This is a genomic window from Luminiphilus sp. nBUS_16 (assembly GCF_051201645.1).
Taxonomy (GTDB): domain Bacteria; phylum Pseudomonadota; class Gammaproteobacteria; order Pseudomonadales; family Halieaceae; genus Luminiphilus.
Window position 1 is genome coordinate 2598129 of record NZ_CP179205.1, and the last position, 12837, is coordinate 2610965.

13 protein-coding genes are annotated in these 12837 nt (G+C 52.1%); all 13 read right to left on the reverse strand.

The window, feature by feature from the left end:
• Positions 1–29: 29 nt before the first annotated feature.
• Positions 30–587: a type II secretion system protein N gene (gene gspN / locus ACMAY6_RS11545; RefSeq protein WP_435212001.1), complete on the reverse strand. Its 558-nt coding sequence runs from the start codon at positions 585–587 to the stop codon at positions 30–32.
• 178 nt (positions 588–765) lie between these two features.
• The gene (gene gspM / locus ACMAY6_RS11550; RefSeq protein ID WP_435212003.1) at positions 766–1242 is read right to left on the reverse strand and encodes a type II secretion system protein GspM; all 477 of its coding nucleotides are present in this window, start codon (positions 1240–1242) and stop codon (positions 766–768) included.
• On the reverse strand, positions 1239–2399 hold the full coding sequence (gene gspL / locus ACMAY6_RS11555) for a type II secretion system protein GspL (protein ID WP_435212004.1): 1161 nt from the start codon (positions 2397–2399) through the stop codon (positions 1239–1241). Before gspL ends, gspM begins: the two co-directional genes overlap by 4 nt.
• Positions 2400–2477: 78 nt before the next feature.
• Positions 2478–3569 carry a type II secretion system minor pseudopilin GspK gene (gene gspK / locus ACMAY6_RS11560; protein ID WP_435212006.1) on the reverse strand — a complete coding sequence of 364 codons (1092 nt, stop codon included), beginning with the start codon at positions 3567–3569 and terminating at the stop codon, positions 2478–2480.
• The gene (gspJ, locus tag ACMAY6_RS11565) at positions 3538–4185 is read right to left on the reverse strand and encodes a type II secretion system minor pseudopilin GspJ (protein WP_435212008.1); all 648 of its coding nucleotides are present in this window, start codon (positions 4183–4185) and stop codon (positions 3538–3540) included. The genes gspK and gspJ overlap by 32 nt, the downstream gene beginning before the upstream one ends.
• A complete protein-coding gene (gspI, locus tag ACMAY6_RS11570) occupies positions 4182–4583 on the reverse strand; it encodes a type II secretion system minor pseudopilin GspI (RefSeq protein ID WP_435212009.1) in 402 nt (133 codons plus the stop codon). The genes gspJ and gspI overlap by 4 nt, the downstream gene beginning before the upstream one ends.
• Positions 4567–5163, reverse strand: coding sequence for a prepilin-type N-terminal cleavage/methylation domain-containing protein (locus ACMAY6_RS11575; RefSeq protein ID WP_435212011.1), 597 nt, complete (start codon positions 5161–5163; stop codon positions 4567–4569). Before ACMAY6_RS11575 ends, gspI begins: the two co-directional genes overlap by 17 nt.
• 1 nt (position 5164) lies before the next feature.
• A complete protein-coding gene (gene gspG, locus ACMAY6_RS11580; protein WP_435212013.1) occupies positions 5165–5596 on the reverse strand; it encodes a type II secretion system major pseudopilin GspG in 432 nt (143 codons plus the stop codon).
• A 4-nt stretch (positions 5597–5600) separates the two neighbouring features.
• On the reverse strand, positions 5601–6821 hold the full coding sequence (gene gspF / locus ACMAY6_RS11585) for a type II secretion system inner membrane protein GspF (protein WP_435212015.1): 1221 nt from the start codon (positions 6819–6821) through the stop codon (positions 5601–5603).
• A gap of 15 nt (positions 6822–6836) precedes the next feature.
• Positions 6837–8339: a type II secretion system ATPase GspE gene (gene gspE / locus ACMAY6_RS11590; protein ID WP_435216003.1), complete on the reverse strand. Its 1503-nt coding sequence runs from the start codon at positions 8337–8339 to the stop codon at positions 6837–6839.
• Positions 8340–8383: 44 nt separating this feature from the next.
• Positions 8384–10354, reverse strand: a complete 1971-nt coding sequence (gene gspD, locus ACMAY6_RS11595; protein ID WP_435216005.1) for a type II secretion system secretin GspD — start codon at positions 10352–10354, stop codon at positions 8384–8386.
• Between the two features lie 119 nt (positions 10355–10473).
• On the reverse strand, positions 10474–11496 hold the full coding sequence (gene gspC, locus ACMAY6_RS11600) for a type II secretion system protein GspC (protein ID WP_435212017.1): 1023 nt from the start codon (positions 11494–11496) through the stop codon (positions 10474–10476).
• Between the two features lie 172 nt (positions 11497–11668).
• The gene (locus ACMAY6_RS11605) at positions 11669–12811 is read right to left on the reverse strand and encodes a GGDEF domain-containing protein (RefSeq protein ID WP_435212019.1); all 1143 of its coding nucleotides are present in this window, start codon (positions 12809–12811) and stop codon (positions 11669–11671) included.
• Positions 12812–12837: the final 26 nt, after the last annotated feature.

Sequence of the window (12837 nt, forward strand, 5' to 3'; positions counted from 1 at the left end):
CACTAGGGTAACCCACAAAGCCTTGCACCCTACAAACGACCTTCTATCACCATATCAAATCCGGTGGCCGAAGGGACCGCCAATAGTTGAAGTGCATTGGCTAATTCTGGATCTCTTGTTGCAGGCCCGGACAGATCGAGATCTATTTTATAGTTGCTTGCTGCGACCACAACATCTCCCGCCACAATAAGCGCTCCTGACAGGGTCGTGACGCGCCCCTGCAAAGCATCCTTGCTGTCCGACACCACCAGTTGGTAATCGCCCAAAGGCACGTCACCAGCTGCTGCAGCCCAAACAGCCCTCTCCCAAACAAGTTCTCCATCAAGTGATAGGACCTGATTTGAGGCTATCGCTATTTCAGAAAAGTCAGCAATCACACGCCCACCAATATAAAGAGGCAAAAACTGACGAACCAAGCCACTGTCAAAGCTTGCGTAGAAATCTCTTACTACAACGGTGCCCGCTAGCGTCCTCGTTACTGCTCCGGCCAGTTGCTGCCCTCCCCAATCCACGCTTATCGTGATCGTAGGCTGTAACAGCACAAGAGACAGCGGCGACAACTGCCAACTCACCCGCCCAAGAATCAAGCTCCCCCGTCCAGCTGAAGAACTCCTCGGGCGGCCTTACCTGTCCAAAGCGAGCCTGAAACAGCATCGAGCGCCAACCGTTCAGGCAGCAATACCCCCACTAACCTTGCAGGTGCTTGTCCCACAAAAAAGCAAATCAACAAACCCAGCAAGATCAGGGTGGAACGCCTGGTCACCTTCACCTCGGATCAGCAACGCGGATTGTTGCATTGACGCCACCCGAGCCGCTGCTTCGCACAATCGCCGCGTCGATGACCAACAACCCCTCGGTGACCTCTAATCGATACAACCACTTGACCAGCACATCATATTCTACTGACTCAAAGCGCACCTGCACCTCGCCACGGCTGTTAGGTTGAAGGCGCCTGACGACGAGTCCCTCGAGCTTGCTGATTCGACTGATCGCAGCTGTGAGGCTGCTTCGATCAGATGACTCCGTCGCAGAGCGCAGGGCGATAAGCCGAGTCGCTTTCGCATCAACACGAGTGAGAACCTCTGAAGCCAATTCATTGTTGCGTGCCATCTGCTGTTTTGCAGCAGACGCAGGCAACATGATCAACTGCACGATCAGCCAAACACCGACAGCAAGAATCATCAATAGCAAATAGAGTTGCTCACGCCGGGGACGGTCGCTGAACCAATCACGCACGATCATAGCGTCACCCTGAGGCGCGCTCTTACCTGCACCCCCCGCTGTGAGGATGTTTCTAAGATTGCTTCCATACCGCCGGCAGCAAAGCGTTCTCGAAGGGCTTCAATTTCATCATAGGTAGGCGCCAGCAAATCTAGCCTGACCTCACCCGTGTTGTCGCTATAGTTGATATTGCTGAGCGTCAGTTCCCCGCCCATAGAAACGGCTCTGCCTATACGATCAAGAACGCGGGTAAACATCAGTCCTTTGGCACCCACCGCGTATTCAGCAATCTGACGATCTAATTGCTTTTCAGCGTCGACCAAAGCCCCTTGCGGGTTTGCCTTGCGATAGCTTGCCTCGATAGCGGTACGCAATGCGATATTGCTTTCTTTTAACCGCCAGTATTGCGCCATGTCACTTGCAACCTGCAACACAACGGCGACAAGCAGCGCAATCGTCAGCGGTTTCCATTTTTGCCACCAACGCCTCAAAGGCAGGCTCGGTGCAAATACACCTTGGCGCATGTCTATGAAGCCTTGGGCGCTATCGACCAGCATCAAAGCCGTACCAAAATCTCCTTGGCGCCACTGCGCACGTTCCTGCGATAGGTTGGGCAGGAGCGCTAAATCTCTTTCCTGGTCGCCGCCATATACGATCACAGCCTCGGGTGGTGCAGGCAAAGCATCCATCAACGGCGCCAGCAGATCGTATTCTACCCTTGCCCCTTGGTGTTCACCCCACCGAAGGAGCACAGAGTGCGCCTCTACCACTGCGCAGACTTCACCGGGCTGCCAAGGCAACAACAGCGCCTCGTGAAAAAAGGGCCCCTCAAATTGATCACCCAGCCGCTCCAGCCAAGAAGTCATTTCAGCATGTGAGGTCAGTGCCACTAAATAATGGCTGTCATCAATGGGCGCATAGGAAAAATGCATCGATTCGACCGGGTCGATCACCTCATCTTCCAGCATAAAAGGTAACGACTTTTTGAGATGGCGGTGTTCATCTGACCGGACTTCTATTTGCGTCAATCGGGCCCGATCTGCTGGCACAGCAAAAATACAATGGGCCCTCAGGCCTTCTGCTACCTCATCGATGCTTACCGGCTTTTGACCAGCACGCCAAATCTGCACACCCTGCGCATCAAGTCTAAGAACACCTGGATTTTCAGACGCCGTCATTCTGGTCGAACCTTTTCCTTATCGACGTGGGTTCGTCGTAGCCTTGACGGAAAGCAACCGTTGAGACCTCTGTGCTAATCAAAGCTCGCCCTGACTTCGGTAACGGGAAAAAACTGACCCACGCTCCCGCTCTAAAACACTGTACAAGCGTAGCTCTCTCTCGGCAATCTCCACGGAGGCTGAGAGTAGAAACCAGTCACTGCGCTCACCAAGCAAGGCAGCTAAGTCATCACCTCCTGGCCCTGAGAAAAGCGCGTCCTCCAGCAACGTCTCTACCGAAAAAATAAAACCCTCGGCCCTAGCTTCCACAAGACGCAGCCCCTCCTCTTTAGGGAGAGGTTCAAGCAAATCATCAACGGGCAAGCTGCGCAGCACGGTAGCTGATGCGGTTAAAACGTTGAGGACACTGCCCTCTCTAGGCCACACAGTTACGAAGGGGGCAAGCGCTGCGTAAATTTCAGGCGTGACTCCCGCGACACTACGAAGCTCACTGACACTCGCCAAAGGCTGTCCCGCAGTTCGGTACGATGGAGTTTGACGTTCGTACACGCCATCCTCGGCACCGTTGAGCAGCGGCTGGGTGTCTGAATCTAAAAAGTCTACGACCGATTGCATAATACTAATGGCTCGCTGCCGGTCGATTTGGACATCTTCAAGCGCCCTCAAGAGGCGGATGAATTGTCGCTGCGGCTGGCTGTATTGAGGTGTGGCAAGGGTACCAGTGGAACCTGCTCCCACAACTTCCGCCGACTCTGTCGAGGAATCATCGTTTGAGCGATTATCAGCGTTACCCGACGCGACCAAGCCATTCAGATTAAAGCGACCCTGTAGATCCTCAAGACTGCCAAGTAACCACCCCCCCTCGGCTAATGGATAAGGTTGTGCATCACTTGCCCATAGCTCAGTCAAATCATCTACCGGCCTATCTTGACCCGAATCTGAGGTTGCATCTAACTGCAGTGCGACTGCACTCAGCGCCTCGGCACCAAGAAGATAGGACCATCCTTGGTCTGCGACAAAAATGTTGGTGCCCCGCTGCAGCTGCAGCGTAAACTCTCGCTGCAACCCGACAATGAGTGCCGATGCGAGAGCAAACACCAACAGCGCCACGATAAGCGCAGCTCCACCTTGCTGAGTTTTAAAGGGGGGGCAGCACATAAAATCGCTCAATTTGACCCCAATCCATAAGTTCCAGTCGGATCATTAATGCGGCAGGAAGTTGAATCACCGTATTCGGTTGAGAAACGTCGGCTAGCCAGTTTTCAAGCCACAGGCGACGGTCTAGATCAATTCCCCTATTGATGCGTAGGGCACTGATGTCATCAAGAAATAGCAGATCAAAGCTCTCTACGCCTTCGAGCAATGTGACTTCACGAGGCTCTGAGGAACTTGATCGATCAAGCACCGACCAACTTGCTCGAATCAGCCGATCCTCCTCCAGATAATAGGCAACGCGCTGTAGCGTAGACCGTGGAAGGTCGACCGAATTGTGCCAACCTGCTCGCGTCAGCGCCAACATCTGCCTCGCCAAGGGCCCACCCTCCAAAGCAGACTCCCTGCCGCCGAATTCATCCACGATAGGACGGTTGACGACTTGACGAATATCCCGTGCAAGCACCTGAAAAGCTCGATTCATTGTGTTTATCTTTTCAGCTTCCAATCGCACCGAGTCAACACCAGCGATCACCGTGGACAAACTCACATACGCTAGCACTGCAATAACAGCGGTAATCGCCATGGCAACCAACACTTCAATCAGCGTAAATCCGCGTTGACAGTTCCTCACGGACGACCACCTGACGCTAGAAATGCGGTCAAGGTATGCAGCGGCTGTGTCCTATCCTCTTCGATAGAAACTTTGACATCGATGCGTATAAAGCCCGGAATCTCAGTCGTCTGTTGCTCGATCCACCAATACCAGTCGCGCTCTGCCACGCGAGTCTCCCCCAACAACTCCCCCTTGGGAAGGGCGCCGTGTTTCGCAGCGACTAATCGCAACTCAGCCAATCGATCTGTTGCGACCCAATTTGCAATACTCCGATTCCGCAGATACTCCGTGCCATCGAGTTGCTGGAAAAGTGCAAACAGCAGTGCCGGAACTGCAACTGCAACAATCGCAAGGGCCACCATAACCTCGACTAAAGTGAAGCCGCTGTGGCCCCTCAGTTTACCGTTGTTCAGCATTCAGCTTCTCACCTGATGGCAACAAATTGAAATCACCGAAAAAACTCCATTCAAGGCTAAAAACTAACTCGCGGGTATCTCTAGTCATCCACTCGAGACGTCCCTCTGTGACCTCACCACCGGCAAAAAATACAATCTGTGGTGAGGGTCGCAGGTCGGGATCACGTTCGCCAATTTCAACGTTTGGGTACTCTGCCAAGGTCAACCACAGCTCGGTGTTTCCATCGAAAACAAAGGGCGCCAAAAGCTCACGGCCGCCTCGGGACTCGGCCCACCCCTGATCGTAACGGCGCAACCAATAACCCGTGGTCTTTTCAACCCCGCCTATGGACTTCTGCTCCAGGTATAAACCATGATCTGCCCCAGACATCTCTGCTTCTGTTTGTACATAATTCATCAGTGCCAGCAGATGTTTGGCATCCTCCTTCAATGCTATGGCTCCACCGCCACGACCGACATTGAGGCTCACCACAGACGTCAGCAGAACGATCACCAACAGAGCAATCAGTAGTTCAATTAAGCTAAAGCCCTGTCCAGCAAGCAAACTACGACCATGGAGGATCGGCTGGCATTTTTTCAATTTAGCGTTGCTCCGAGCTCCAGTTGCCCAAATCGGCACTCTGAGCCTCGCCTCCGGGCAAGCCGTCGGCTCCGTAGCTAAAAATGTCAACCTCACCATTCTCACCCGGGAACAGATAGAGGTAATTGCGCCCCCATGGATCGACGGGAATTTCCTGTAAATACCCACCTGCTTTAAAATTGCGCGGCTCAGGTGTCAGGGTAGAGGGTTCTACCAGGGCCATCAGGCCTTGCTCGGTAGTCGGGTAGACGTAATTATCCAAGCGATAGATTTTTAACGCCGTCTCTATCGCTTTAAAGTCTGCTTGTACCTTTTGAATTCGGGCGTCGTCTGCACTGTTGAGCACTGTCGGCGCGACCACGCTTATAAGTAATCCCATGATCACCAAGACGACCAGAATTTCTATTAGGGAAAATCCCTCCTGATGTTTCATCGAATTACCTCACCATTGTGTTCAGATCGAATATCGGTAGCAATATGGCCAAAACAATAAGCAGTACCACGCCACCCATCAATATCACCATCAGTGGTTCAAACAAACCCATAACAGTGCCCAACGTCATCTCCAATTCGCGTTCTTGGTTAACTGCTGAGCGTTCCAACATAACCTCAAGCTCTCCAGATACCTCCCCAGAGGCCACCATATGAACCATCATTGGCGGGAAAAACGCGCCTTGAGATAAGGCTTTGTTCAAGCTGGACCCTTCTTTCACGTTAACAGCCACTTTGGTGGCAGCCTGTTGCAACTCTCGATTGCTCATGACAGAACCGGCGATATGGAGTGCATCGAGCAGAGGTACACCACTGGCCATTAAAATACTGAGCGTCGACGAAAAGCGAGCTGTATCAATACCGGTCAGCACCCTGCCGATACCGGGTACTCGCAGCAAAAGCTGATGCCACGCTAGTTGTCGCCGTGGCTCTTGCAAGAGGCGTCGAAGACCAATGCCACTTAAAACAAAACCTACTAGCAAATAAGCACCCCAGTTGCGCAAGAAATCACTGGTTGCGATAAGACCGACGGTTAAAGGCGGCAGCTCTTTCTTCGTGTGCGTGAAGATACTGACTAATTCGGGCACGACAAAAACCATAAGTGCAGCAACCACGCTCACCGCAACACCCATTAAAACGAAAGGATAAATAAGCGCTAATTTAAGCTTCTGCGCAGTAAGTTGTCGGTTCTCGGTATACGCTGCGAGCTGCTCTAAGACAGGCGCCAACTGCCCCGCCTGCTCTCCGGCATGCACCATAGCGCGATACATTTCGCCAAAGGCTTGGGGGTACTGGGCCATGCCGCTTGCCAAAGTGTAGCCCTCAGAAACACGAGACCGAACCTCCAAGAGAATCGACTTTATACTTGGCTTGCGTGTTTGTTCCGCGGCAGCTTGCAAGCATTCATCTAACGGCAAAGCCGATGCCACCAGCGTTGCAAGTTGACGTGTTATTAGCGCCAGCTCACTCCCAGACAAGCCAGATTTGAAAAAAACGAAGCGCGATCGGGGCCCCTTAGCCACCTTCATCTCTACACCAAGAACTTCAACGGGCCGCAATTGCTGAGCCCGCAGCTGCGCCCGCAGATGACGCTCTGAATCGGCCTCAAGAACACCCTTGACTAAACGGCCCTCAAGATTCAGAGCTTTGTAGCGAAAGGCACTCATTTCAATGGCCTGACTTCACTGAACCGAGGTAACCCGCAAAACTTCCTCGAGACAGGTCTCACCGGCAATGATCCGACGACGGCCATCGGCGTCAATGCCTTGATAATTCTTTCGCGCCTGCGCCAGCATCGCCTGCTCGCTGGCACCATCATGGATCATCTCTCGCAACATTTCGTCGATTTCGATCAGTTCATAAATCCCGGTACGTCCGCGATATCCCGTCTCGTTACAGCTGGGGCAGCCCGCGGCCCGATACAAAACGACATTGTTGGTATCGCTTAACTCTAGTAGTTGGCACTCGAGAGAGTTGGGGCGATAGGCTTCTCGGCACTCGATACAAAGAAGACGTACCAACCGCTGAGCCATTACTCCAAGCAACGAGGAAGACAGCAAAAACGGCTCTACACCCATATCTTGGAGGCGTGTTACCGCTCCTATAGCCGTATTTGTGTGTAGTGTGGACATAACGAGATGCCCCGTTAACGAAGCTTGCACGGCTATTTCAGCCGTCTCAATATCGCGAATTTCACCTACCATCACCACGTCAGGGTCCTGGCGTAAAATCGCTCGCAACCCTCTGGCAAAGGTCATATCTACTTTGGTGTTGACCTGTGTCTGGCCTACCCCGGGCAACATATATTCAATGGGGTCCTCAATGGTCAGTATATTTCTCGAACTTTGGTTAATCGAGGACAAACCCGCGTAGAGCGTTGTTGTTTTGCCTGATCCCGTAGGGCCAGTCACTAAAATTATGCCATGGGGCCGCGCCAAAATTTGGCGATAAGCTTTATCAACCTGCTCGTTCATATTGAGCTGGGCCAGCTCCAGCTGTCCCGCTTGTTTATCGAGTAAACGCAACACCACCCGCTCTCCGTGAGCCGATGGCATTGTGGACATACGAATGTCGACCGCATGACCCGCGATACGAATAGAAATTCTCCCGTCTTGAGGGATACGCTTTTCTGCGATGTCCAGCTTTGCCATCACCTTAAGGCGAGAAACCAGCAGCGGCGCCAACATACGCTTAGGTGACAAAATTTCTTTTAGAACACCATCGATGCGATACCGCACACTCAACCGGTCTTCAAACGTTTCAATATGGATATCAGACGCTTGATCCTTCACCGCTTGAGATAACACCGCATTGATCAAACGAATAATTGGAGCGTCGTCTTCAGCATCCATAAGATCGCCAAGATCAGGAATCTCATCAACGAGGCGCGCAAGATCCACGTCAGCACCAATATCCTCAGCCATTTGCGCGGCTTCGTTTTGGGTCCGTTGATAGGCCAATGTGAGTTTTCGTTGGAACGACTCACTGTCGATAGCCTGCAACTTAAATCCGACGCCGACGAATCGACGAATCTCCAACAGCACTTCAAGACTTACTGGCTCAGTGTGTAACAGTAAGCAGGCGTCATCAGCCCATTCAACAAGGACTGCATTAGCCTTGGCAAAACTAAAGGGCAAACCCACTGAGCCCCGTGGTTTATCCACCGGCTGAACGCTGGCAGACAATACTGCGAGATGCGAATCACCCTTCGCGAGCGACTGACTCTCTGTCACTGCCCATCTTCCTTATCTGCCCCTGGGGGGACGTCCTCAGCGGGCACCTCTGGCAATTGCTTTACCTGTGTCTCCCACTCGGGCAGCACCGGCAAATTGCCGTCGTCTAGGAACATAATACCGCGCGCGCGCCTTTCAGCCTGTTGATCACGAATGTAACGGTATTTTTCAGCGGTAGCGCCTCGCAAAGAGGCATCGTCCCTGACTATCGTCGGACGAATAAAAACCAATAAGTTGGACTTCGTGACAGAGACCACGTCGTTTCTAAATAAGCGGCCTAACAGCGGAATATCTTGAAGAAACGGCACACCTTGCTGGCTGTCTTGTATGTCATCCTTAACCAACCCCCCAAGTACAACGACATCACCATCTTGCGCCAATACTTTGGTCTCAATCTTGCGTTCATTGGTAATCACATCTGCTGCAGCCAAAAGTTGCTGACTGATACTGGAGACTTCCTGAACAATATCGAGAACCACTGAGTCACCTTCGTTGACCTGCGGCGTCACCTTCAGGGTAATGCCCACATTCTCTCGCTCAATGGTCTGAAAGGGATTCTGGACATTACTCGCGCCTCCCGTATTGCTATAAGACCCGGTTACGAAGGGAACATTCTGACCCACGGTAATGTAGGCTTCCTGATTATCCAAGGTCAGCAAACTGGGGGTTGAGAGAATGTTGGCATTCCCCTGCGTCTCCAAAGCATTCAAGATGACGGACATTGATAGGTCGTCACCGACGACCCCCCACCCCAATGTCGTTCCAGGCACCTGAGATAACGCGCCTGCTAAATCTCTGACACCGATATCCGAATTATTGCCATCCTCGCCAATGAGCGCGTTACCAATTGCCGCATTGCGTTGTTGTTGTGCAGCGCTGGTACTGACATTGCTACCAAACGCTCCACTATCATCAGCAAAAATCCACTGTAATCCCAACTCCTGACCTTCAGTAACCTCCATCTCAACAATAATCGCTTCAACCAGCACTTGGGCGCGACGAATATCAAGCCTCGCGATAACGGCCTCAAGAGAAGCCATTTCATCAGGATCTGCGGTAATAATGAGCGCGTTGGTGCCCTCATCAGCTTCGATGGTTGAGTTGGTGCCTGCGGTCTGTTTACGGTCACCCCCTGTACCGAGTCGACTCATGTTTTGCATGACGCGAGTGAGGACCTCAGCTACCTCGACCGCATCGGCATATTCTAAATAAACAACCTTAACGTTACCGCTTTGCTCTAACGGCGTATCGAGGTAGGTCACCAGCTCCCGAATTCGCTGAGAATTTAGTTCATCTGCCGTAACCACAACGCTATTAGTGCGTTTATCTGCCACCAAAGTAACTTCATCACTGCTCTCCGCACCGTCACCTCGGGATTGCTTTTCCAGTGTTTGAAGCATTTGCACGACATCTTCCGCTACGGCATATCGAAGCTTCACCACCTGGGTGCTTTGAATAGCAGAGCGGTCCATACGATCAATAATTTCAACAATGCGACGAATGTTAGAAGCAATGTCCGAAATAATAATGGCGTTGCTTGGTGCGTAGGCCGCCATATGGGCCTGTTGTGGCACAAGTGGTCGCAATACGGGGATCAACTTCGCGGCGGAAATATTCTCGAGCCGGATTACTTGCGTAACGTACTCATCGCTGCTGCTGAGCTCGCCTGTAGGAGGAACCTCCACCGGTGATGACCGTGCATCTTTATTAGGAACGACACGTATGACGTTACCTGTTCTAACGGCCGTATAACCTTGCACATCCAGAATCGACAGGAATAAGTCATACAATTCACTCTTGTCGACCGGCCGTGAGGACACAACCTTGATTTTTCCCTGAACACCGGGATCAACCACAATCGTTGCACCAGTGACATCGGCAACAAATTTAATCAGCTCTTGTATGTCGGTATCCTGTAGATTGACAGTGTATTCTTGCGCGGAAACCGTTTGCACACCGGCAAACATTACCGTGGCCAGCACTAGTATCAGTGACGCAAAAAATCGTCTGGCCGACCTACGCAATCGTGAGGCTCCTGCTTGATAGCAGTCGAACGGCACTGTCTCTGATAATGCAATCCTACCCATTACTGCTGAGCCCCCGCCGGTAAAATAACTGTGAGCGTAAGAGGGACACTGTCACGCTCAATATCAAAAATAATTTCTGGTGCATCACGCATTAATCCATACAGGCGAGCTCCGTTCGAGGCATCAAGCAACGAAAGCCCATTTACGCCAATGATCACATCATTAGGCTCAAAGCCAATCGCCTTGAAATCATCAATGTTTTTGGCGGGTGTCACCCGATAACCACGCAACCCCCCCTCCCCATGCACAGGTTGGACGGAGAGCAGATCTGATACCGACTGCGGCGTCTCATAAAACTTTCTCCGATATTCAGCAGCAATTTTAGGACCAAGGTCGGAGGCTCCTGACGCTTCAACCGGCACTGCCTGAGTATTAGGCACGTTCGGTTGACGGTCGGCGGCTGTTGGCCTCGGCTTCTCGTAAGGAACAAAAAGAGACGCCGAATCCTTGAACAATTCTAGCAGTTCGTAAGTCCCATTGTTATCCAATACCACGCGAGTCGGTAAGACCTTTGCGAGTCGCACTCGTGTTCCAATAGGAAGTTCATCTCCCACAGAAAAAGTCTCCTGCCGGCCTTTGACCTCAATGACTGCCGTGCCGGCGTCGGGCTCGCTTCCCGCTAGAATGCCCACGAGTTGTAGATCCAACTGAGTATCTCGGGCCCCCTTCTCAATACCGTCTGGCACATTACTGGGCTGCAAATCAAATTCTTCAATGCCACCCTCATCGACCGACACACCAAACAACCCCGGATTAAGCATGTGATCGAGTACCACATTGCTCGCTCCCGGCCGCGCGGTTACGAGCATGGGCGGATTGACAACAATACCGGGCATCGGGGAAATTTTTGTGGACGGCCAAAGTGCCCAAGCAAGTGCCGAAACACTCAAAGCAGACCAAATCAAAACCAAAAAAAGCACAATTGATTGCAATTGCGCCGGTGGACTCACCGAAGTCAGGCGCAGTTTAATGCCGACTACCTGAGCTTTTAATCCACTGATTTGCTGATAAGGCTTATTCACGGTACCCAATGCAACTCCATAAAGGCCAACAACCTTCGAGGCCCCGGAAGAACTCAACGGCCCTCAAGGGTAAACTATGGTCCGGCCTAACTTAATTCTCGGCGCTCTGCCTACCCCGCAAAAATACGCTATCACATCCCGCCTCGGAGACCGAGGTGGTTCCCGTAATCGCCTATTGAGGCTGTGCAGCCTCAGTAATCTGCACTTCACCTGAAATATTACAAATGCTGGCCTGCAACACTGAATCAAGCATCATCCCCGATAGTTCGGAAATCGCACGCCCGGGATATTCCTTAGGGTTGACAGAGGCCCAACTAACATTAGGTTTAATTTCAATGGCCCCACCTGCTCCGTCATCCAGCAAATCTCGACTCAGCTCTTCTTGATACCGAGCGCCAATTGCCTCAATGGAATTCGGATGAGCTTCAGTCACGACAACACCAAAGCACATGGCGTCCACGCGCCCCACAGCATCGGTTGCGCGCAACCCACCCGCAATTTTGTGTGCTACCTCACTCAACAACCGCCCCTGAATATGCTGTTGCGATAAGTTTGCCATTCCCTCCAGACCGCAAAGTCTGATAGACACCAACGCGACATGGCGTCCCGCCCTGCGGGCACGCCCAATCTCGCGATCGAGATCTCGAGTAAACCCCTCTCTGTTCGCAACCCGGGTCAAGGGATCAACCAGCATGAGCTCAGACGTCAGCTGAACGCCAGCCGATAAGCGCAGGGCGACGGGCACCAAACCCATAAAATCGAAAAGTAATTCGAGGTCCCCTCCATGACTGACCAAGTCGAGCCGGGGGGATTTCAAATGCAGACTGCCCACAATGTGACCCTGCTCGACAGCGGGCACAGCAAAAATATTATTTCGCGTTGTGCTGTTGGCCAATATTCCAGAGTCGATCTGTTCATGCTCAGTAACATGGCGCGGCATAACCTGATCGTTATAAATGGACGTAATCCTCGTCGAATCAGGGGTCAGCACGAGCAACCCGTTTAATTCAGGCGTATCACCGAGGGTATTTCCCAACATACCCACGGGATCATGCAACCAAAATTCAATCTGCTGACAGCCCAAAATTCGTTGAATCCCAGAAAAAAATATTTCGAGCAAGACCGCGGGGCGATCTGACTCCAGCATGTCGCTTTGAAGCGAAGTCAGCGCACGAGCTAAATAGCGGCTCACTTCGATGTGTTCATCCAAACCCACGGGCATGGGAGTCTGTACGGGCAGGCCCGGAGTGATCTCTTCTACCGAATATCCGGCACTACCTCCGTCACCGTCGTTGCCGCTCCCTCGCTCACTCATAGGCTGCCTCGAGTTTCTGTCGCTTT